The following is a 22,412-nucleotide window of genomic DNA, read 5'->3' as shown; positions in this document are numbered from 1 at the left end:
GAATAGGAATGTCAAGATTAGGGTTTTATTTTGATTCAAATATGTGTATCGGTTGCCGGGCCTGCCAGGTAGCCTGCAAGGATAGGAATCGTTTGGGCGTAGGGGCTATTTTCCGTAAGGTTAAGACCTTTCAAACAGGTGTATATCCTAATCCCCAAGGATTTAATTATTCGGGTACATGCAATCATTGTGAAGAGCCTAAATGTGTAAAAGGCTGTCCTACGGGAGCCATGCATATTGCTGAGGATGGCACTGTCCAGCATAACGTCAATTTGTGCATTGGTTGTCAGTACTGCGTCTGGAACTGCCCCTATAATGCTCCCCAATATATAAAGGCACTGGGCAAGGTTGGCAAATGTGATTCCTGCAAGAGCTTGCGCGAAGCAGGGGAGAACCCTGTCTGCGTCGATGCCTGCGTCATGCGTTGCATAAAATTTGGGGATTTGGATAAGTTGAAAGCCGAATATGGGCCTGGGCTAATAAATCAAATACCTGTTTTACCGCCTGCCAATCTCACTAAACCCTCCTTATTGGTCAACCCTAAAGCGTGCTCCCTGGATCCCAAGTTTAAAGAATTGGGGGTGTGATCAATGGAATTTATGGCTTTAACACTATTTTCTGTCTGTGTGCAGGCGGCCATTGGGATTATGGTATTTGCTGCAATAGGCAACCTTAAGAGTAAAGATAGTGTTTTTAAATCCGCGGTTATCACCGCTGCGGGCTTGGCGATTGTCGGACTCGTCTCATCCCTTGTGCACTTGGGGCAACCGCTACATGCAGCCAATGCTCTCTTGAGATTTGGCAGCTCTTGGCTTAGTCGTGAAATCTGGTTTACTGGAGCTTTTGTCGGGGTAACTGTTGTCGCAGCTTTGTTGATTTTAATAAAACCTACGGCAAAAGGCGCTATAAATGCTTTGATTCCTATCGCCGCGGTTATCGGTTTGGTAAACGTGTATGCTATGGCAGCCATCTATAATTCTGCTAGCGTTCCTGCCTGGCAGAGTAGCGCAATCTTTGTAGAGTTTTATGCTGCCGCCATTTCTATGGGAGCAGTGCTCTTTCTCGCCTTAAACAAGAAGGAATCCTCACAAATTCGAAAGATTGTTGCTATTGGTGTTGCTATAGCTGTTGTGGTGCAAGTAGCTGCTATGATACCTTATTATATCGATATGGGAGCGAGTAATAGCTTGGCGGCTCAACGTAGTCTTTCCATTCTTAGCAGTATGGGTTTGGCCCTGATTGTGAAATGGGCATTTATCCTTACAGGTGCAGGCTTACTGCTTTTTCCGACCAAGGAGGATGAAAAGAGAGTCGCAGGGGTATTAGGTGCCGCGGCGCTTATTTTCATAGGTCAGTGTGTTGGACGCTATCTCTTTTATGCAATCATGATTGTTACCCAGGTCGGGTTAAACTAATTACAGCTTGTTTTTTCATTATAGTGTAAAGGTGGTTCATTAGATGACTACACAAAACGATGGTATTGCCATATTCCTCGCCAATCGTCATTACCTCTATGAATTATTACAGCATATTTTTGGGCATGAACCGAGCTTTGAATTAATTGAAATTGCTGTAAGTGAACATACACAAGAAGCCTTGAAATTATTAGTGGATGAGGATGAAGTTAAGTTTGACGATTATTTGGCTGTATTGTCGGAATTGAAGCAAGGTATTTCCACTGAAGCCGAAGGTAGGATCGATAAGTTAAAAAGTGAATACACTTATTTAATGCTAGGTCCGAATAAGTTGCCCGCTCCCCCTTGGGAATCTGTCTATTTAAATGAGGAGAGGGCGATCTTCCAGGAAAGCACCTTAAGGGTGCGGCGCGCTTATCTGGAATATCAATTCCTCCCAGCGAATTATCCGCATGAGGCAGATGACCATATTGCTTTGGAGTTGGACTTCATGGCACATCTGGCAAAGATGGCGCAAGAACTCTTCGAGGAAGGGGATACCGAAGAAGTGAAGAGAGTATTGTCCGATCACAAGGCTTTCTTAGAGGAACACTTGCTGGTTTGGATCGGTGACTTTGCTGAACAGATTCAAGCCTCAAAAACGCATTATCTTTATCCGCAGATGGCAGCATTAACGGAGCAGGTCTTGAAAATAGATGCCGCCGCTCTCGATGAACTTATTGTCTTGCTCTAAATTCTCCTCCTTCATCATTAACCCTGCTTTCTAGGATATTTCTAGAAAGTAGGGCTCTTTCTATTTCTAACTCTTGAAAGTACTCATTGGGAAACCCCGAGAAAGTAAAAATAACAAAATATTAATATTTTGTTAATATCTCGTTAGGAGTCATTAATATCTTTGTGCTAAACTACACAATAAAGGGATTTATATTTTTAGAGACGACATATTGTCGAAAGGGAGGGAACGCAGGTCCTATTATGTGAATGTGAATCCTTATACTTCTAGAATCTTTATCCTACATCTTTTAAGGAGGTAATGACTGTATGGCCAAATTCATTGACAAATTTAATGATTTGAACCTTAGCCGAAGAAAATTTATTAAAGCAAGCACAGCTGCTGCGGCAAGTTTATCATTAGTGGGGTGTGGGAACACATTAACGACAGCGAACGCCGGTAAAGTGGCTAATCCGGAAGGAACCTGGGTTACTGCGGCTTGTTGGCATAACTGTGGTGGACGCTGCCTCAACAAGGCTTTAGTAGTAGACGGTGTTGTTGTTCGTCAGAAAACTGATGATACCCACCCGGATAGTCCTGATTATCCACAACAAAGGGCTTGTATCCGTGGACGTTCTCAGCGCCAACAGGTTTTTGGAGCTGACCGTTTGAAGTACCCTATGAGAAGAAAAAACTGGGAGCCGGGTGGCGGGAAGAAAGAGCTTCGTGGAAAAGATGAATGGGTAAGAATTTCTTGGGATGAGGCGTTAGATGCCATTAGTAGTGAAATCAAACGAATCAAAGCCGAACATGGGAATCGGGCATTATTTGCTGATCCCGCCAACGTTTCTAAGGTCTTATCATTATATGGTGGAAGTGTTTCCCATTGGGGCACAACGTCACGCGGGAATTGGACCTATACTCCAGATGTAATTGGATATAGTCCAGAGCCTAACTCTGGTATCAATGATAGATTGGATATGCGCAACTGCGATACAGTCATTATGTTCGGGATGAACCCGGCTTGGAGTTCGGCAGGGAATCCTGCGTATAATTTTAAGCAGGTGAAGAAAGCAGGTGCAGAATTCATTGCTGTCGATCCTTATTTTAACGATACTTACGCATTATTGGAGGCAGAATGGATTCCTTGTCGTCCTGTTACAGATACAGCTCTTCTTCTAGGAGTTGCTCATACTTTATTGAAGGAAGATCATCCAATTACTAATCCTTTGATTGACTGGGAGTTTCTAAAGAAGAATACGATTGGCTTCGACGCGGACACTATGCCAGAAGGAAGTGATCCCAAAGATAATTTCAAAGACTATGTTTTGGGAACTTATGATGGTATTCCCAAAACCGCTGAATGGGCATCTGAAGTTTGCGGTGTTGAGCCGAATCGTATCCGTTATCTAGCAAGAGCGATGAATAAGAATAAGAAAGTCGCTATTTTAATGAGCTGGTCATCCGCTAGAACGCATAATACAGATAATTTGCCACAATTATTTATGACTATCGGAGCAATGACTGGCCATATGGGGAAATCTGGTCATATGTGTGGGCTTAGTTGCCATACCCGAGCAAGTAATGGTGGAGCAATGTTGGTGGCACCGGGTTCTAATGGTTTACCCGCGGTGAAAAATCCGGTCGATGATAGCTTTAATGATACAGAAATGTGGAAAGCCATAGTGGATGGTAAATACAATTACACCGGTCAACAAAAATACCTAAAAGGCGAAATGAGAAATATTGATATTCGCATGATTTATCACGAGTTAAGTGGAAAACTGCAGACTAGGGCGGGTATGACCAAAGGAATCGAAGCTCACCGTAAGGTCGATTTAGTAGTTAGTCATTCTCAATTTTTGACTACTAACTCCAAATATGCTGACTTTGTGCTTCCAGTGACCACTGAGTGGGAAAAACTTGGAGGGCTCCTAACGGGCAATCGGGAAATTTTAATTATGGCTTCTCAAATTACGGAGCCTATGTATGAATGTCATGATGACCAATGGATTGCTGTGGAATTGGCAAAACGTCTTGGTGTAGATCCAACAAAGGCATTTCCTATAGACTATAAACAACAATTTTTCAATCAAATCGCGGGTGCGACAACAACTAACGAAGATGGGGTCACAAAAGAACCTTTGGTTACGATTACCGAAGCAGATATTGCCGAGTGGAAGGTCAAGGGTAAACCTCAACAAGGTCGTATTGGTTTGAAAGAATTTAAGGAAAAAGGTATCTACCAAATTGAAAGAAAAGTCGGCGATAATTACGGCTTTATTGCATTCAAAGCTTTTAGAGATGACCCTGTAGCGAAACCACAAAAAAACTCTGCCAGTGGCAAGATGGAGATATATTCTCAAGTACTAGCAAACACAATAAATAATATGGGTTATAGCAAGATCAAAGCAATCCCTACCTATATTCCGTCCGTGGAAGGCTATGAAGAGACCTTTAAAGAGTGGAAAGGGAAGGTAAAGGGCGACTACCCATATCAAGTGATCAACCCACATTATTTGCGTCGTTCTCATTCTGTTTTTGATAATGTTCAGTGGCTTAGAGAAACCTGGCCAAATCCTGTGTTCATTAGTGTAAAAGATGCTACAGAATTAGGCATTAAAGATGGCAATACCGTCTTATTAACAAGTCAGCATGGTAAGACTTTGCGTACAGCACTAGTAACCGAACGTTTTATGCCGGGTGTCGTCGGATTACCTCACGGCTCATGGGTAGATATGGATGAAAAGAAAGGTATTGATACGGGTGGCGCTGATAACATTCTTAATGGCCCGTTAACGTCGGGTCAGGGGGTTTCAGGCTGGAATAGCTGCGTAGTTAAGATTGAAAAATACTCTGATGCACCATTAACCCCAGATGTTAAAAAACCGCAAAGAATTGTTTAGTAGAGAGGAGAGTGAGCAAAAGTGGGACGTAAAGGATTTTATTTTGATATGACTTCATGTATAGGTTGCCGTACTTGTCAGATTGCTTGTAAAGACAAAAACGATTTGAAAGTAGGGACTATATTTAGACAAGCAAGAACATATGAAACCGGTGTATATCCTACACCAGGTGTGTACCACTATTCCAGCAGCTGTAATCATTGTGAACACCCTAAATGTGTGGAAGGATGTCCTACAGGGGCGATGCATGTCGATGAGGTTGATGGCACAGTTCAACCTGATTTAACCAAGTGTATAGGCTGTCGTTATTGCACATGGGCTTGCCCCTATGGTGTTCCTCAATTCATTATAGAATTGGGTAAAGTAAGAAAATGTGATGGGTGTAAGGATTTGCGAGATAAAGGGGGAAACCCTGTTTGCGTTGAGGCCTGTCCCATGCGCGCTCTAGAATGGGGCGATATCGATGAATTAAAAGCTAAACACGGTAACGACATTACCCGTGATCTTCCGATACTCCCCAAATCCTCAGTTACCAACCCTACATTAGCTATCAAAGCCAAACCTGTGGCTCTTCAAAAAGATTTTCGGTACAAGGAGGTTTAATCATGGGCGAAACTGCTTTATTGATATTTTCATTTTGCATGCAGACTGCCATTGGGGTTATGCTGTTCATCACCCTTGGAAAGCAGCTCTACAAAGACAAGCAATTTAGTAGGGCGGCGATAGCGTCAGCTGTCTTAAGTGTCATTGGTGTTGTTGCTTCTTTAGCGCATCTAGGACAGCCCCTATCTGCCTTGAATTCTCTTGCGAATTTTGGAAGCTCTTGGTTAAGCAGAGAAGTATTGTTTGCTGGAGTTTTCATGGGAATTGCCGTATTGCATGCTCTAGCCCAATACTATAAGCAGGATAATTTGAGTCTTAACACTATTTTAAGATGGGCGGGAAGCGTGGTAGGAATCATCACAGTCTTCTCCATGGGAAAACTCTATACCATGACCTCGGTTCCCGTCTGGCATGGGATGAACACTTTCGTGGATTTTTATGCTACCACAATAGCCGTAGGAGCCTTGATCTTCTTAGCTATCAGTCTCAAGGAACTGCAGAATGATGATAAAAGAATTTTTGGGTTTATTATTTTGGCTGCTGTAATCCTTCAAGCATCTGTAGCTATGCCTTATGCTATTGGTTTGAGTCTGAATGGGATGGCGGCCCAGGCCAGCTCTGAAATACTAAGTAGAATGAGTACTGTCATCGGGTTAAAGTGGCTACTTATTCTAGGTGGAGCTGGACTCCTTATATGGCCAACGATCCAGAAAGCTGGAATAAAAGGGGATAAATCTGTATCAGGTATTATTTACGTAGCTGGTGCAGCCTTGGTTTGCGGTCAGTTGATAGGAAGATATATCTTCTATGCCGCTATGATAGCCACGAGTGTGGGATTAACCTAAAAATTGACGTTTAATTTTGTCCTCCTTAGACTATGATAAATCCTGCTTTCTCTATCATTGCTAGAAAGCAGGATCTTTTTCATCTCTAACCTATGAACATATTTCAATCAAAAATTATGGGACTGATAAAATAATCTAACTTTAATATTATGTTAATAACTTTACTATGGAAAAATAATAAATTTATGATAAACTACGCAAAAGAAGAGGTCTCTTATCCATTAATAATCACAGGAAATTAGGGAGGATATGGAATGCTTGATGGAGAATGGGCATTAATCATTTTTACCATCTTAACACAATTAGCAGTAGGGATTTGGTTAGTAGCCGTTACCTTACGAATACTTATAGCTGGAATATTAAATCAAGCTATTGCTTCACAGCTTACACGACCGGCCATATTAATGGTAGGACCTATTATGTGTGTTGCTTTACTAATCTCACTGTTCCATCTTGGCTCTCCTATGATGGCCTTTGGTTCGATAGCTAATCTTGGCACCTCATGGTTAAGCCGAGAAATTGTCTTTAGTGGGTTGTTTTTATTCCTTTGGATTGCGGCTTATGTGAATTATCGTAAAGCTAACACCGGAAACATCCTAGGTTGGATTACCACTATTTTGGGTCTATTAGCAGTGTTCAGTATGGCAAGTATTTACCATTCTACGCCTATTCCGGCTTGGACCAATGGTAGTACTTACATTGGTTTCTTTGCAACGACTATAATACTCGGCTTGTTTGCTAATGTTACTTTTGTAGGTTTTGCAGCTAAAGGTACAAACATCAATCAAGATGTGGTAAAGCTGTTATGGAAGGTTTCCCTTTTCGCATTAGCCGTAGTAATCATCCAACTTTTCTTTGTTGCTAATAACGCAGGTGGAAATACATACAGTTCCCCTCTTATTTTTCATGGACTTCTTATGTTAGTAGGTGGTTTGATAACAGTAGCTTTTTTATACAAATGCAGTAAGAAGCAATCTGTAACACTGCCGCTCACTGTTATTTACTCGACCTTCATTATCATCTTTGTCGGAGAAATCATAGGCCGGTATTTCTTCTACGCTAGCGCGGTACCCATAGCAATCGGTTAAATCCCAATATTCGATTAAGAGGTGATCGGGTGATATCATTTTCACGCTGCTTTAAAAAAACATATCAGAAGATAGTGTTTGCCTTTGTATTATCGGTAGTGTTCCTCGTCGCAACGGCTGTTACGAGAAACTTTGTTAGACAAGCAGGAGGACTAGCCTGCTTCTTTATAGCAGCTTTACTCATCTTGTCTGTGATAAGAGTCGTATTCAATGAACTGGTGGAAGATCCGTTATTGCGTAAGAAAGGACAAAAAGTATTTGGATTTCTTCATACCTCTTTTGGCTGGGTGATATTTGTTCTGATTGTTTATCACAGTTTATATTTCCTTTCCCTGTCCTTTTGGCCTGCTAATGAAATATCTGCTAATTATATAATCACTGGCATACTAGCTTCAGTGCCGATAGGCTTGGTAATTACATCAGGTCTGGATAACAACATAATAGCGGGAAATATTCGAGAACTAAAATCTGTCTATTTTAATCATATCTTCATGACCATTCTCTTGGCAATTCTCATCATTGTGCACATCAATTTTCAATAGTGAATAAATACGTACTTCTTGTGGCTTTTAAAATACCCGCTTGTAGTTAATAACTGCAAACGGGTATCTTTTTTATTACATCATTGGTGCAAAAACACGTAGAATAGAACGCCCCAAGCGTTTGTACCATTTAACAGCCCTACAATCCTCCACGGTAACAGCTTGGCATTGTTCCAAGGTCGAGAGAAAATCTTCTCTCACCTCAGGTACACTATGAGTCCGGTAAAGCCAGACCCCACACTCGAAATGCAGGTACAGACTTCGATAATCCATATTTATTGTTCCGACAACTGCCCGTTCATCATCCACTACAAAAGTTTTTGAGTGGATGAAGCCGGGAGTGTATTCATAGATTTTCACGCCACTTTCCACAAGGACATTATAATTTGAACGAGTCACGGAGTGGACGAACCATCTGTCCCCCAGATGCGGAGTCACGATTCGGACATCAACACTACGCTTTGCGGCGGAGCAAAGCGCAGTAATCATCTCATTGTCAAGAATAAGATAAGGTGTAGTTATATAAATATATCGCTCCGCTTTGCCGATGAGGTTCAGATAGATGGTTTCTCCTATTGATTCTTCATCCAAAGGACTATCGCCAAAGGGCTGAACATAACCCTCAGAAGGGAAAGCTTCCGCCTGCACATTAGGAAGTCTAAATTGCTCGTAGTTATCATCGATTTTCCTCTGGTAATTCCACAGGGACAGAAACATCACAGTGAAGCTCCAAACGGCTTCCCCCTGAAGGATGATCGTTGAGTCTTTCCAGTGCCCTAGCCTTTCATAAGCGTTAATATACTCATCGGCGAGATTGATTCCACCTGTGAAGGCAGTTTTGCCATCAATGATCGCAATCTTACGGTGGTCGCGGTTGTTCATACGAATCGTAAGAAGAGGGATAAGGGGATTGAATACACAACATTTAATTCCCGTTTTTTCAAGTTGTTTATCATAGCCATAGGGCAGTGTGAGAAGGCATCCCACATCATCATAAATCACTCGAACATCCACACCCTGCTTGACCTTTTCGACGAGGATCTCCAGTATAGAATCCCACATGACTCCCTTATCAATAATAAAATATTCCAGAAAGATAAATTTCTCTGCCTTTTTTAGCTCTTCAAGGAGACGCTCAAACATTCGCTCGCCCGGTGTTAGGAACTCCGTAGCAGTATTTTGGTAGACGGGACAGAAGGAGTAATTTTTAATATAGCGTGAGAGATTGGCCGCACTTCGGTCCAGTTCTTCAATTTCCTGTACAACCCCTTCATTTTGCCCAAGTAGCTCGATCATTTTCTCTTGAATCGCATGCATTTTTCTTTTCATTCGCTTGCTTAATCTGTTACCACCAAATAGGAGATAGAAAAGCCCTCCAAAGATGGGGAAAAGCAAGATGGGAACAATCCAGGCGATTTTATACGCGGGGTTGGTTTTGCCACTTAATATCCTTAGCAGTGCTACTACACTAAGCAAGGTGCAGATCGCATAAAAATAAACAAAGTAGTTACTAAATCTCCAAATGACCATAACCAAGGCAAAGGCTTGGAGAAGGATAGGTGGTCCTACGATAAAGACCCTGCTAAAAAGGAGCCTAAGTAATTTTTTCATATCTTAACACCCGTAACCCATCCTTAACTATTGACTAAAAAAAGTATACTCTATACTATATATAGTGTAAAGACGCTATCCTGTATATAAAGTGGAGGCTGAAAATGAAAAGCATGGTATGCGAAAATGAAATCTGGGACTTTCTAAGAACGATAACAGAAGGCATGGCCAATGCATTTCGACCCATCGTTGAGGAGCACGGTTTAACATTAATGCAGACCCGAATTTTAGTAGAAATTAAGAAGGAATGCTCCCAAACGGTTGGAAGTTTGGGAGGGATTGTGGGTCTTTCTAGTGGGAATGCTTCTTCGATGTGCAAAAAACTAGAGGTAGCAGGTTTTATAAAACGCATCCGGACCCCTGAAGACGAACGGTACGTTAAACTGGCGATTACCGAATTTGGTGCGGAGACGATTAAGAAGATAGAAGATGCCCTAGAGAAAAAATATGGTGCTTTTTTGGAAAGTAAGGGCGAGGACGAGTTCAGAAATTTTATCACGAGTATGGAGATCGTGAGTTCTTTTATTCGAGAAATGAGCGAATTTAAATCAGATAAGATAACGGAGTGAAATTTAAATGGACGAACAAAAAAGGCCACAGAAGCCTTTGATTTATTATTCTTTGATAGCGATACTCATCATGACCTTGCTTAATGCCTTGGTTTTTCCAAGCCTTCTTAAGGAAAAAGTCACACAGGTTGATTACGGGACCTTTTTGACGCAACTCAAAAATGGCTCAGTCGCTGAGGTGGAGATCCAAGAGAATCAGATTGGTTTTACGACCAAAGATGAAGCAGGTAAGGAAAGTGTATACGTTACGGGAGCTATGGAAGATCCGGATTTAATCAACCGTCTTCAAAGCGCAGGTGTCAATAAATATTCTAAGGTCATTCCAAGAGAGAATTCCCCTTTGATTAATTTTCTATTGACCTGGGTTCTTCCCTTGATTTTCTTTATCGGAGTCGGGCAACTACTTTCGAGGCAGATGCAGAAACGGATGGGTGGCGGCATGAACGCCATGACTTTCGGTAAAAGCAATGCCAAAATCTATGTTCAGGCACAGACGGGTAAGACCTTTGCCGATGTCGCTGGGCAGGATGAGGCGAAAGAGGCACTCACTGAGATTGTTGACTTTCTACATGAGCCAAGCAGATATTCGGAGATTGGGGCAAGTCTGCCCAAGGGGGCTCTGCTTGTAGGCCCTCCAGGAACAGGAAAAACGTTACTGGCAAGAGCCGTAGCAGGAGAAGCGAAGGTTCCCTTCTTCTCCATTTCGGGCTCTGAATTTGTACAGATGTTTGTGGGAATGGGTGCTGCAAAGGTGCGGGACTTGTTTAAACAAGCCAATGAAAAAGCACCTTGTATTGTATTCATCGATGAGATTGACACCATCGGTAAAAAACGTGGTGGCGGTGGTATGGGTGGTAACGATGAACGTGAACAGACCCTCAACCAGTTGCTAACCGAAATGGATGGTTTTGATGGAAAAAAAGGCGTCGTTATTCTCGCTGCGACCAACCGTCCTGAATCCTTGGATAAAGCCCTGCTTCGTCCGGGTAGGTTTGACCGCCGAATTCCTGTTGAGTTACCTGACCTCGCTGGTCGTGAAGCCATTTTAAAGGTTCACGCTAAGAAGGTCAAGATGGAAGTCAATATTGATTTTAATGCTATTGCACGAGCAACCTCCGGTGCTTCGGGTGCGGAATTGGCAAATATTATTAATGAGGGGGCACTCCGCGCAGTAAGATATGGTAGAAAGCGTGTGAATCAGAGTGACTTAGAAGAATCTGTTGAAGTCGTTATTGCAGGTTACCAGCGTAAGGGAGCGGTGATTTCACCCAAGGAAAAAGAGATCATTGCCTATCACGAAATCGGGCATGCCTTGGTTGCAGCGAAGCAGACTGATTCTGCGCCTGTGCATAAGATTACAATCATTCCAAGAACCTCTGGTGCACTTGGCTACACCATGCAGGTGGAGGAGGGTGAGCATGTGCTAATGAGTAAGGAAGAGGCCTTCAACAAGATTGCCACGTTTACGGGAGGTCGTGCTGCCGAGGAACTCATTTTCGGTACCTTTACCTCGGGCGCATCCAATGACATCGAGCAGGCTACCAAGATTGCGCGAGCCATGGTAACTCGACTTGGTATGAGCAAAAACTTTGACATGATGGCCTTGGAGACTGTGAACAATCCCTACCTCGGTGGAGACACCTCCCTGTCCTGTTCCTCTGAAACAGCGGCGAAAATTGATGATGAAGTTCTTTCTATTATTAAGAATGCCCATGAAAAGGCCATTAGTATTCTGAAAGATAATATCGAAATCCTGCATGAGCTGGCACGTTATTTGATTGAAAGAGAAACGATTACAGGAGAAGAATTCAAAGGGATTCTTGCTCACTAAAATTCGAAGGCTGCCGCTGTCTAGGGGCAGCCTTTAGGCTACGGGGGAGTGTCATGAAAGCGATTATTATTACGACACCGCTGGGCAACGGACATAATTCTGTCGCTCAAGCGATCTCAAGCTATTTGACAGAACAACAGGTTGAGAATGTCATATTGGATATTTATGAATATATTCAACCCAAACTCAAGGAGTTTATCTCTAAGGGATTCAATCTTTCCATGAAGTCACTAACCTTGGTGAAGGACCTTGCCTCAGATATTTATGACCTCAATGAAAAACGTGATGTGACCTCGGAATATTCTATAAGTCATCTCACTAATCAAATGCTAGCGTCAAGGCTGAATAAGTTTATAACGGAATATAATCCTGATATGATCATCTGCACGCAGGTCTATGCGGCACAAGTCGTCGATGTTTTGAAGGGGAATGGAAAAGTTAGCGCGATTGCTATCGGAATCATCACAGACTTTACGGTTCAGACCTATTGGGAAGATGTGGAAAATTTTGAATATATCGTTGTCGGCAGTGAGTTGTTAGGTTATCAACTCAAGAAACGAAACATTCAACAGGAGCGTGTATTGCCCTTCGGTATCCCTATTGCGGAAAAGTTTTCGGATAAAAGGAGTAAAGAGGAAGCCTGTGCCTTACTCGAAATCGATGCGAGCAAAAAGAATGTCTTAATCATGGGCGGTGGCATGGGCTTTGGAAATATCGAAAAATATATTGAAGATATCGACCAAAGCGATTTAGATTTGCAGATGATTGTCGTGTGTGGAAATAATAAAAGCTTATATAAAAAGTTGCAAGGAAGCGATACCCAGAAGAAAATGATTGTACTTGGCTACGTGGATAATGTAGATATTTTGATGGACGCTTCAGACTGTATTCTATCGAAGCCGGGCGGGATTACGACCTCTGAAACTCTTGCCAAAGGGTTACCCATGATTATGATTGACCAACTGCCTGGCGTGGAGGATCGTAATGTAGAGTTTTTATTGAATAATGGCGCTGCTCTCTTCGCTACAAGGACCTTCTCGATTGATGAAGCCTTGCATCTTCTACTGGAAGATCCTCAGCGGCAACAAAATATCCAGATGAGTATCAAGAGATTAGCAAAGCCTAACTCTACGAAGAACCTCTGTGATTTTTTGATCCGAGAAATCTCCCATTGCTGACTTCCTTATAAGTATTTTGAACAATTGGTTCGAGAAAAGAGAAAAAAAGTGAGAAGGTGGTTCAAATGAATTGGCTTAGAAAACTTATGGCAGGTAGATATGGTATAGACCAATTATCGATTACGTTGCTCATAGCCTATTTACCGTTATCTCTCATAGCGCAACTCTCAAGAATTCAGTTTCTTCAAATTGTCGCTATAGCTCCGCTCGTGTTGTGTTACTTTAGAATCTTTTCTCGCAATATGGCAAAGCGCCAAGAAGAAAACCGCAAGTTTTTAGTTTGGTGGTATCCGATTCAGAACTGGTTTAACCGCAAAATTCATCGGATAAAGGACAGGAAAATCCACGGCTACTTCAAATGTCCTCATTGCAAACAAACGGTACGCGTTCCAAAAGGTAAAGGGAAAATACGTATCACTTGCCCAAAGTGCAAAGTGGAGTTTATCAAAAAGACCTAAAGCCAGGGGGACGTTTCGCTTGCCACGTATAGAATGAGTGGAATGGATCCGACATGGTAAATTAAGTGTTCTCTTTCCATTGTTCTCCCTTGAAGGGTAAAAATTATCACTAAGAAGGGTATTGTGGATTCTTGCCGAAATATCTTGAGCAAACTAGAGATTGAGAAATACAGATTAGAGGATGGTAGACGACATGGGGGAATCGCGAAAAGACCGGCATTCTTGGAAGTCAGGGTTCACGACAGGAAGTTGCGCAGCAGGTGCAGCTAAGGCAGCATGTCTCCTGATTAAAGATAATTGGCAGGGCTCCGAAGTAGATATTCCTCTGCCAGGTGGACAACGGCTTACTCTCATAATAAAAAGTTGTGAGAAGATAGATGGGGATGTTTCACGCGTTGGAATTATTAAAGATGCTGGAGATGATCCGGATATCACGCATGGTTTAGAGATTCAGGCGTCTGTCAAAGTGTTATCGAATTGTGGAAATGTCGTTATCCGTGGTGGACAGGGGGTTGGGGTTGTAACCAAGAAGGGACTTCAGGTTCCGGTTGGAGAAAGTGCAATCAATCCTGTTCCGCGTCAGATGATTCGGGACGCAGTTCGGGAGGTTTTTTCGAAGGAAGCGGTCGAGGTTGTAATTGAAGTTCCGAGAGGAGAAGAAATTGCTCAGAAGACACTCAACCCTCGCTTAGGAATCGTCGGAGGGATCTCTATTTTAGGAACCACAGGAATCGTCCGCCCTATGTCCGAAGAGGCCTTCAAGACCTCGATATTGCCAGAACTTGATCAAGCAGTTGCTTATGGTCATCGAGCGATCATATTAACCCCGGGACACTATGGATTTAGGGCTGCGACAGAGAAATTGCTAGTCCCTGCCGAAGCAATTGTTCAGATGAGCAATTTTGTGGGCTTTTTATTAGAAGAAGCAGCCTTTCGTAAGATAGAGAAAGTTATATTGTTTGGTCATATTGGGAAGTTGATTAAGGTTGCTGGTGGAATATTCCATACTCATACTCATGTGGCCGATGCTCGAATGGAAATTCTTCTGGCCCATGCTGCTTTAGCTGGAGTATCCGTTGAGAGGTTAAAAGAGCTTGCCGAGCTTCCGACAACGGAAGGTGCGGCAAAGGAATTATTAGCGGAGGGATGGGAAGCTTTGCTTTTTGAATTGGCCCATCGCGCCAGCTTGAGAGCCATGGATCATGTACACGGGCAAATACAAATTGGGACGGTGTTTACTCTGCTTAATGGTGAGATGGTCGCATGGGATGAACAAGCTGAGAGAACCATTAAAGAGTTTTGGGATTGGCCAGAAGGTTTAAAAGATTTCCACAATTTAAAATTAACCTTGAGAAGGATTTTCTAGAAAATTAGAGAATAAATACTTAAGATAAAGTATATGCTTACCTCAGAAGCAAAGTCGGATTTCTGAACTAAATTCCACAGAGAGTTGCCAACTTGAAAGCTGAATAGAAGATGTTCAAGGTTCCTCGTTTGAGGATGAAAAGGGAAGCCGGTGAAAATCCGGTGCGGTCCCGCCACTGTGAACCAAGAGTTCCTTTCAGTAACCCACTGGATAAAACCGGGAAGGGGAGAGGAATGATGATTGGAAGCCAGGAGACCTGCCTTGATTATTCACTTAACCTACGAGCGATAGGTGTGATGTGTTTTTTCGGAATATCCGAATAAAGACATAAAAGAGCCGCTCAGGCTCTTTTTTTATCTTCCATCTTAATCCAAAATAGTTCTTTAAAGTATATTCTGGGGAATGTCAGCTATGACGTCGTCTAGGTCAGAGAAGGTAGGTGAATAAGATGATACAAATTTTGGGGATTGGTCCTGGGAACTCAGAATGGCTGCCTTCCGCAATCGAAGAAGAGGTAGCTCAATGTAATGTTTTGCTGGGTGGAGCTCGTGCCCTTGAACTATTTCCGACGTTCTCGGGAGAACGATTTCGGGTCGATCGGGATTTACAGTTGGCGATTCAAACCATTCAGCAGGCGTTGAATCTGAAAAAACAAGTCGGAGTCCTCGTTTCGGGGGATCCGGGGTTCTATAGTTTACTTCCCTTGATCCGAAAGAAATTTCCTGAAGAGATAATCAAAGTTTTTCCTGGAATTAGTTCCTTACAATTTGCTTTCGCTCGGGCAGGAGTCCCTTGGCAAGAGGCAGAGCTCATGAGTGTCCATGGTCGGAGTATTGAAAGTTTGCCCCTTAATGTATGTAAACCTTTAGGAATTCTTACAGGTGGGGATAATACTCCTCAAAGAATTGCTGCATATTATAAATCTTATGGTTTCAATCCTCAGATTTCCATCGGGAACTCTTTAAGCTATCCAGATGAAGAATGGGTCGATACGGATACTAATGAACTGATCGACTCAGTAACAAATTATCCCAACGCTGTGATGATAATCTATCCGGAAAACTCCCAGTATGGAAGGACTCGACAAGAGGTCCAGCTTCAAAGTGGCTTTGGTATCTCGGATGAAGAATTTATCAGGGGAAAAGTCCCCATGACGAAAAGTGAAATTCGAGTTCAAGTTCTTTCAAAGGCTAAGATCTCAGGGAAGGATCGGGTTCTTGATGTCGGAGCAGGAACGGGGAGCCTTAGTATTGAAGCAGCACTGTTAGCTCAGCGAGGATGTGTGTTCGCGGTTGAAGAGGATCCTGAGGCTCAAGAACTTATACTTAAGAATCAGGAAAAATTTCAAGTGTCTAATCTTCGACTAATTCGTGGAACTGCCCCCGAAGCCTTATCGGGTATCCCTCCTATGGATGTTTGTCTCATTGGGGGAAGTCATGGTCAAGTCGAGGAGATTCTGAGGCAAGCGCCTCTACTACCTGGGGGACGAGTGGTCATCACTGCAGTTACCTTGGAGACCGTAGCCAAAGGCATAGAGGCATTAAGAACACTTGATTATCAGGAAATTGATGTAATTTCTATACAAGCGGTGCGTTGGAAAGGAATCAAAGATTTTCATCTGGCCCAGGCACTTAATCCAGTCTTTATCTTGTCAGCACAGAAGGGGTTATAAGAAGGAGGTAAATCATTGAACTCTGATAATAGGGAAGAGCAAAAAGTAAGTGCAGCTAAATTCTACGGAGTCGGAGTGGGACCGGGGGATCCAAAGCTTATCACCTTGAGAGCGGTCGAAGTTCTCCAAGAAATCGAGGTCATCGCTATACCTAAATCTAAAATGGAGCGTGAAAGTATCGCCTGGGAGATAGCAAAGACCCATTGTCCAAGTGGGGTCAGGATTATGGAAATGGAAATGCCGATGACTTCAGACGAGAGCATTCTCCGTGCTGCCTGGCAGAGTGCAGCAGATAAAATACAGGATGAGATGCAAAAGGGTAATTCAGTTGCATTTCTCACCTTAGGAGATCCATCCTTATATAGTACGTACAGCTATCTTCTTACTATCCTTGAACATGTTTTATCTCCTGAGCAGATTGAGACGATTCCGGGAATCACAGCTATGGCAGCAGCGGCAGCACGTGTCAATTGGCCGTTGGCGACAGGGGATGAACCCTTGGTCATCCTACCGGGAATCGAAGGGTTAGAGGAGTATGAGAAATACCCCAATCTCGTCCTTATGAAAGTATCTCGAAATCTTCCGGAAGTATTGAAGCGTATCCAGACGACAGGTGCACAAGCAGTTTTAGCAACACGTGTGGGTCAGGCTGGAGAGAATATTCGGGTGTTGGACGCTCAGGAAGAGTTGGAAAAGGTCGATTACTTAAGCATAGTTCTTTTGAAGCAGAAGTAGATCTAAATAAGAAACTAGAATTATTTGGGATATCTCCAGGATTTTGCTTTACACCGTACACTCTGTAAGCTGCGCGGATCAAACTAATCGCTTAAGTTCTTCACTCCGACGGGTTCACCTTCAGCCGTTAAGCTATCTCTTGAGCGTGCGGCTTCGGGCGAAACCCTCAACCGGAGGCTTTCGTGGCTAAATCGGCTCCCGAAAGCACTGCTTTCGCACTTGTTGCCTCATAGCCGGTTGGAAACGTCCGTGTTTCCAACCCGTCTCCGCTGCGTACTTTTCGCGAAGTTTGATTACCTGCTCGCTTAGAAGCCGCTATACTCTAGTAAAACAAAATCCTTCGGTATTCTTTCTAGTATCCAGAGCCTTCATATATAGATTGGAGTGAAATGACTTGGAAATAAATGTAGTAAATGACCATGGTCAAGTTCTCTTCGTGGGAGCGGGGCCGGGTGATCCGGATCTAATCACCCTGAAGGGGAAAAAAGCTCTTGAGGAAGCTGATCGAGTCATATATGCGGGGTCCTTAGTCAACCCGGAAATTCTTACACATTGTCGAGCAGGGATTGCATTGTTTGACAGTGCAGGACTTACCTTGGAGGAAACGTTAGAGATAATGGTTGAGGGTGTTAAACAGCAGGAAAAAGTGGTGCGCCTTCATACTGGAGATCCGAGTGTCTATGGAGCCATCCAAGAACAGATGCAACTTCTCGATGAGCAGGGAATCAGTTATTCAGTCATTCCGGGTGTAAGCTCCGTTTTTGCAGCCGCGGCTGCTCTAAAAAAAGAATTCACTCTACCAGATGTGAGTCAAACTTTAATTCTGACCCGTTTGGCAGGTCGTACACCCGTGCCGGAAAAGGAGAATCTAGCGCTTTTAGCTCAGCATCAAGCGAGTATGGCCATTTTCTTGAGTGTTCAAGAGATTGGGGAAGTTGTTGCAACGCTGTGTCAGGGGTATTCTTCAGATACACCAGTGGCCGTCGTTTACCGAGCAAGTTGGCCTGATGAGCAAATCCTTTATGGGACGTTAGAAACGATTGAAGAGTTAGTGAAACGGGCTGGGATCAGGAAGCATGCCCAAATCCTCGTGGGAGATTTCCTTAGAGAAAATCCAGGGACCCGTTCAAAGCTATATGATCCGAAATTTACCCATGAATACAGACAAGGTCAAGACGCATGAAAGCTGCAGTCTTGGTCTTAACCGATCAGGGGCTGAGAACCGCGCAGAGAATCATAGTTGAGTGGCCTGAAGGAGACCTTCCAGAACTATGGGTACATAGGAATTGTCAAGGTGATTCCTCAAGAGAGTTAGCGCATGAGCATAATGAATCAGGACTTTCTCTCCACTTCTTTCGTGAACTCAAGGAAGTGGTGCCTGAACTTTGGAAGGAATGCGCTGTTCTAATGTTTATCATGGCCACAGGAATTGTAGTCCGGCATATTGCCCCGCTTCTTCAGAGTAAGGATCGAGATCCGGCCATACTTGTCCTCGATGAAAAGGGAGAATTTGTGATTCCTCTTCTATCAGGACATTTGGGAGGAGCGAATGCTTGGGCTAGGAAGGTTGCTAATCGAATTGGAGCTCAACCCGTCCTAACCACAGCGACGGATGTTCGTGGGCTTACGGCGCCGGATGAGTATGCTCGGCAGTTCGGATGGGCAGTTGAACCGGTGGCAAAGCTTCGTAAGGTTAACCGCTTTTTATTGGATAAGGGATATCTTAATGTATGGTCAGATTATGAACTACCTGAACACCATCCGCTACGACAGGATTCCCACTATCGTTTTTTAGATGAATCAGATAAGGGAAAAGCTCACTTATGGATTAGTGTTCAAAAGGTGAGTAGAACTCGCGATTTTGCGGATGAGAATTGCTTTGAGCGTTTTGATGAGACCCCCCTTCAGATGATTCCAAGGGTTTTCAGTATCGGAGTGGGTTGCCGAAGAGGAGCCTCTACGGAACAGATCTTGGAGGCCATTCAGGTAGGTCTGAATCAGATCGGGATATCTAGGGAAAGTGTCCAAGGAATTTATAGTATTGACCTCAAAGCAAAAGAAGTAGGGATCCAGGAGGCGGCTCAAGTTCTCGGGGTGCCCTTTCAAACCTTCTCGGCGGAGAAAGTTCAAGCGGTTAACGAGGATAGAGTGCTTTCCTGTTCAGGGTATGTAAGAGAGAAGATTGGAGTGGATGGAGTATGCGAGGCAACGAGTCTACTGGGAACGAAGCAGGGAGAATTGGTACTTCCGAAGCAGAAATTGAACGGAGTCACGGTGGCGATCAGTCAGGAAAAATCTATGTCGTAGGGATCGGACCGGGTGATTCAGAGCATATGACGACTCGCGCTAAGACGATTTGGAATGAAGTCGATGTGGTTGCAGGATATAAGACCTATATTGATTTGATTCGGCCTTGGCTTACGGAAAAGCAAGTGGTTTCGACGGGAATGAGGCAAGAGCTTGATCGGTGTCGAGAAGTCGTTGAACTGGCTCAGGATGGGCGCCGGGTCGCTTTGGTGAGTAGTGGGGATGCGGGAGTCTACGGTATGGCTGGGGTTTTAATTGAGTGCATGGAGGAAGCGAATTGCCTCGATATCCCTTTGGAGATTATTCCAGGTGTTAGTGCCGCGAATGCCGCTGCTTCGATGCTTGGGGCACCACTTATGCATGATTTCGCGGTGATTAGCCTCAGTGACCTTCTCACTCCTTGGGAAGTCATCCAGAAAAGAGTAAGACTCGCGGCAGAAGGAGATTTCGTTCTTGCTATCTATAACCCAAAAAGTAAAGGGCGTCAGGATCAGATTGAATGGGTTCGAAAAGTGCTTCTTGAGTATCGTGCGCCAGAAACCCCAGTAGGAATTGTAAGAGAAGCTTTACGTGGGGAGTCTCAAGTGGTCATCACAAATCTCGAAGAATTTACCCAGTCTCCGATTGATATGTTGACCACAGTCATTATTGGAAATTCTCATACCCGGGTGGTTGGTCCGTATATGGTTACCCCGAGGGGCTATGTACTATGAACCTCATGGTTTTGGCCGGGACGGAGGATGGAAGAAGGCTCGCATATGAGTTTCAAAAGCAGGGTCATGAAGTTCTCGTCTCGACGTTAACCGAATATGGTGCAGAAATAGCTGAAGGACAAGGACTTAAAACCCGATCAGGAGCACTTGATGAGGCTGAGTTCAGAGCAACGTTAAAGGAGCATGAGACCCAGGCACTAATTGATGCCACGCATCCTTATGCTCAAAATATTCGCTCGTTAGCACAAAAGGTCTCGAGTGAATGCAACATTCCCTATTTTCGTTGGGAGAGAGCCCAGGGGGAATATCCCGATCATCCGCTCATCCATTTTGTCCGAGATATAGACGCCGCGGCGAACTTAGCCAGTCAGCTCGGTCAAAGGATATTTTTAAGTACGGGGAGTAGAAATCTGACGAGTTGGATGAGCGTTCCTGAATTTAAAAATCTTGAAGTTTTTGTTCGGGTTCTACCTACAGCTCAGGTCTTAAGTCAGTGCGAACAGGTGGGACTGAAACCCTATCAAATTATTGCTATGCAAGGGCCCTTTACTCGGGAATTCAATGAAGCGCTTTGGGAGCAGTTAAAGATTGATGTCGTGGTTACGAAAGAAAGCGGATCAATCGGAGGTAGCGAAGAGAAGGTACAGGCGTGTCTCAATTTGAATATTCCTGTAATCATCCTTGAGCGGCCAGGGGATTTAGCAACTCCAGCATTCCTTGAACCCACTGCTCTAGCGAATCCACATAAGTCCGGCGGAACTTCGGAATGGGGTGTGGAAGGGGTCACAAAAACGAATGTAAGTATGCAAGATTTCATCAGAAAGGTGGAAGAAAGTTCTTGAGTACAGAGATAATTCTTCTAGGGCATGGTAGCCGTCGAAGTGAAGCCAATCAGGGGCTTATCGAGGTCGCACATAAAGTAAGTCAGTTTCTGGGCAGGGAAGTAACTCCCGTATTTATGGCCCATCAGGCACCAAGTTTACCCGAGGGAGTCATGCAGAAGATTTCTCAGGGGGCAAAAAAAATTGTTATCATGCCACTGTTCTTATTTCGAGGAATGCATGTAACTGTCGATATTTATGAAGAGATACGAGAGGTTCAAGAGAAATACCCCGATGTGGAGATTCAATTCACGAAGGAATTAGGGGCAGATGACACCATTGCTAACTTGGCAAGCGTGAGAATTAAGGAGGCTTTGGGTGTATGAACGGATTCATTACCGATCCGGTTCAGATTGAGCGAGAAAGCATGCGGATTATCCATGAGCACTTGAAAATGTCGTGGAAGGATCAGGAACTTAAGATTGTCGAGCGTTGTATTCATACCAGTGGAGATGTCAATCTCGAACCGTTTATACGGATTCATCCTCAGGCCATCGAGGCTGGCCTTAAGGCCTTAAAGCAAGGCGCATCTGTCATTACAGATGTAGAGATGGCTCGCGCTGGGATTGCAAAAAAGCAATTGGCAGAACTCGGAGGAACCGCGGAGTGTTTTTTAGGAGATCCACGTATCCCTGAAAAGGCTGCTGAATGGGGAATTACCCGGACGATGACGGCTTTAAGGTTAAACAAAGAGCGGCTCAAAGGAGCCATCGTCGCAATAGGGAACGCGCCGACGGCATTAATTGAAGTTTTAGAATTAGCCAAGAATCCCGAGACCCGACCGGCTCTTATCGTTGGAATACCTGTTGGTTTTGTAGGTGCGAAAGAATCAAAGGATTTACTTTGGGAAGAGCATCAAGAGATTCCTTCCATAACCATTTTGGGGAATCGTGGGGGAAGCCCGCTGGCTGCGACGACGGTTAATGCGCTGATTTATTTGGCAGTTAAGAGGGAGCTTTAGACCTACGCACTAATGGTCT

22 protein-coding genes and 1 riboswitch are annotated in these 22,412 nt (G+C 43.8%); of the genes, 21 read left to right on the top strand and 1 reads right to left on the bottom strand.

Translation table 11 applies throughout. From position 1 onward, the window contains the following. Window positions 1–8 precede the first annotated feature (8 nt). The 8 genes from ACZ42W_RS18405 (at window position 9) to ACZ42W_RS18370 (ending at window position 8,111) form a co-directional block, all read left to right on the top strand. Entirely contained in the window at window positions 9–587 is a 579-nt protein-coding gene (locus ACZ42W_RS18405; protein WP_464166717.1) for a 4Fe-4S dicluster domain-containing protein, read from the top strand. 3 nt (window positions 588–590) lie between these two features. Next, window positions 591–1,415, top strand: coding sequence for a dimethyl sulfoxide reductase anchor subunit family protein (locus ACZ42W_RS18400; protein WP_464166716.1), 825 nt, complete (start codon window positions 591–593; stop codon window positions 1,413–1,415). 43 nt (window positions 1,416–1,458) lie between these two features. Beyond that, window positions 1,459–2,148, top strand: coding sequence for a TorD/DmsD family molecular chaperone (locus tag ACZ42W_RS18395; protein ID WP_464166715.1), 690 nt, complete (start codon window positions 1,459–1,461; stop codon window positions 2,146–2,148). Between the two features lie 308 nt (window positions 2,149–2,456). Continuing rightward, window positions 2,457–5,033, top strand: a complete 2,577-nt coding sequence (locus ACZ42W_RS18390; RefSeq protein WP_464166714.1) for a molybdopterin-dependent oxidoreductase — start codon at window positions 2,457–2,459, stop codon at window positions 5,031–5,033. Window positions 5,034–5,054: 21 nt separating this feature from the next. Beyond that, a complete protein-coding gene (locus ACZ42W_RS18385) occupies window positions 5,055–5,636 on the top strand; it encodes a 4Fe-4S dicluster domain-containing protein (protein ID WP_464166713.1) in 582 nt (193 codons plus the stop codon). Window positions 5,637–5,638: 2 nt separating this feature from the next. After that, window positions 5,639–6,481 carry a dimethyl sulfoxide reductase anchor subunit family protein gene (locus ACZ42W_RS18380; RefSeq protein ID WP_464166712.1) on the top strand — a complete coding sequence of 281 codons (843 nt, stop codon included), beginning with the start codon at window positions 5,639–5,641 and terminating at the stop codon, window positions 6,479–6,481. A gap of 254 nt (window positions 6,482–6,735) precedes the next feature. Further along, complete coding sequence (locus tag ACZ42W_RS18375; protein WP_464166711.1) at window positions 6,736–7,569, top strand: dimethyl sulfoxide reductase anchor subunit family protein; 834 nt, start codon at window positions 6,736–6,738, stop codon at window positions 7,567–7,569. A gap of 29 nt (window positions 7,570–7,598) precedes the next feature. Continuing rightward, the gene (locus tag ACZ42W_RS18370) at window positions 7,599–8,111 is read left to right on the top strand and encodes an iron reductase (RefSeq protein WP_464166710.1); all 513 of its coding nucleotides are present in this window, start codon (window positions 7,599–7,601) and stop codon (window positions 8,109–8,111) included. A 75-nt stretch (window positions 8,112–8,186) separates the two neighbouring features. Here the strand turns inward: ACZ42W_RS18370 and cls are convergent, their stop codons facing one another. Beyond that, window positions 8,187–9,722 (bottom strand): cardiolipin synthase, encoded by a 1,536-nt coding sequence (gene cls, locus ACZ42W_RS18365; protein ID WP_464166709.1) that lies wholly within the window; start codon window positions 9,720–9,722, stop codon window positions 8,187–8,189. Between the two features lie 104 nt (window positions 9,723–9,826). On the opposite strand from cls, the gene ACZ42W_RS18360 reads away from it, so the two are divergent. The 13 genes from ACZ42W_RS18360 to ACZ42W_RS18300 all read left to right on the top strand — a co-directional run bounded on the left by ACZ42W_RS18360 (window position 9,827) and on the right by ACZ42W_RS18300 (window position 22,393). Then, on the top strand, window positions 9,827–10,291 hold the full coding sequence (locus ACZ42W_RS18360; RefSeq protein ID WP_464166708.1) for a MarR family winged helix-turn-helix transcriptional regulator: 465 nt from the start codon (window positions 9,827–9,829) through the stop codon (window positions 10,289–10,291). A 7-nt stretch (window positions 10,292–10,298) separates the two neighbouring features. Continuing rightward, a complete protein-coding gene (gene ftsH, locus ACZ42W_RS18355) occupies window positions 10,299–12,122 on the top strand; it encodes an ATP-dependent zinc metalloprotease FtsH (protein ID WP_464166707.1) in 1,824 nt (607 codons plus the stop codon). A 53-nt stretch (window positions 12,123–12,175) separates the two neighbouring features. Further along, the gene (locus ACZ42W_RS18350; RefSeq protein WP_464166706.1) at window positions 12,176–13,300 is read left to right on the top strand and encodes an MGDG synthase family glycosyltransferase; all 1,125 of its coding nucleotides are present in this window, start codon (window positions 12,176–12,178) and stop codon (window positions 13,298–13,300) included. A gap of 65 nt (window positions 13,301–13,365) precedes the next feature. Beyond that, window positions 13,366–13,758, top strand: a complete 393-nt coding sequence (locus ACZ42W_RS18345) for a hypothetical protein (protein ID WP_464166705.1) — start codon at window positions 13,366–13,368, stop codon at window positions 13,756–13,758. A gap of 193 nt (window positions 13,759–13,951) precedes the next feature. Beyond that, window positions 13,952–15,124, top strand: a complete 1,173-nt coding sequence (cbiD, locus tag ACZ42W_RS18340; RefSeq protein WP_464166704.1) for a cobalt-precorrin-5B (C(1))-methyltransferase CbiD — start codon at window positions 13,952–13,954, stop codon at window positions 15,122–15,124. Window positions 15,125–15,224: 100 nt separating this feature from the next. After that, window positions 15,225–15,402, top strand: a riboswitch (cobalamin riboswitch). Window positions 15,403–15,572: 170 nt separating this feature from the next. Further along, window positions 15,573–16,796, top strand: a complete 1,224-nt coding sequence (gene cbiE, locus ACZ42W_RS18335; protein WP_464166703.1) for a precorrin-6y C5,15-methyltransferase (decarboxylating) subunit CbiE — start codon at window positions 15,573–15,575, stop codon at window positions 16,794–16,796. A gap of 15 nt (window positions 16,797–16,811) precedes the next feature. Then, window positions 16,812–17,531, top strand: coding sequence for a precorrin-2 C(20)-methyltransferase (gene cobI / locus ACZ42W_RS18330; protein ID WP_464166702.1), 720 nt, complete (start codon window positions 16,812–16,814; stop codon window positions 17,529–17,531). Between the two features lie 394 nt (window positions 17,532–17,925). Beyond that, entirely contained in the window at window positions 17,926–18,714 is a 789-nt protein-coding gene (gene cobM, locus ACZ42W_RS18325) for a precorrin-4 C(11)-methyltransferase (protein ID WP_464166701.1), read from the top strand. Further along, entirely contained in the window at window positions 18,711–19,838 is a 1,128-nt protein-coding gene (locus ACZ42W_RS18320; RefSeq protein WP_464166700.1) for a cobalt-precorrin 5A hydrolase, read from the top strand. Before cobM ends, ACZ42W_RS18320 begins: the two co-directional genes overlap by 4 nt. A gap of 26 nt (window positions 19,839–19,864) precedes the next feature. After that, window positions 19,865–20,551 (top strand): precorrin-3B C(17)-methyltransferase, encoded by a 687-nt coding sequence (gene cobJ / locus ACZ42W_RS18315; protein ID WP_464171082.1) that lies wholly within the window; start codon window positions 19,865–19,867, stop codon window positions 20,549–20,551. Then, window positions 20,548–21,393 (top strand): precorrin-6A reductase, encoded by an 846-nt coding sequence (gene cobK / locus ACZ42W_RS18310; protein ID WP_464166699.1) that lies wholly within the window; start codon window positions 20,548–20,550, stop codon window positions 21,391–21,393. The genes cobJ and cobK overlap by 4 nt, the downstream gene beginning before the upstream one ends. After that, entirely contained in the window at window positions 21,390–21,758 is a 369-nt protein-coding gene (locus tag ACZ42W_RS18305) for a sirohydrochlorin chelatase (protein ID WP_464166698.1), read from the top strand. Before cobK ends, ACZ42W_RS18305 begins: the two co-directional genes overlap by 4 nt. Continuing rightward, on the top strand, window positions 21,755–22,393 hold the full coding sequence (locus ACZ42W_RS18300) for a precorrin-8X methylmutase (protein ID WP_464166697.1): 639 nt from the start codon (window positions 21,755–21,757) through the stop codon (window positions 22,391–22,393). The genes ACZ42W_RS18305 and ACZ42W_RS18300 overlap by 4 nt, the downstream gene beginning before the upstream one ends. Window positions 22,394–22,412 lie beyond the last annotated feature (19 nt).

Source organism: Desulfitobacterium elongatum (assembly GCF_055378975.1).
Note: the sequence above shows the minus strand (reverse complement) of the source record. Positions and strands in the feature narration are given on the sequence as shown.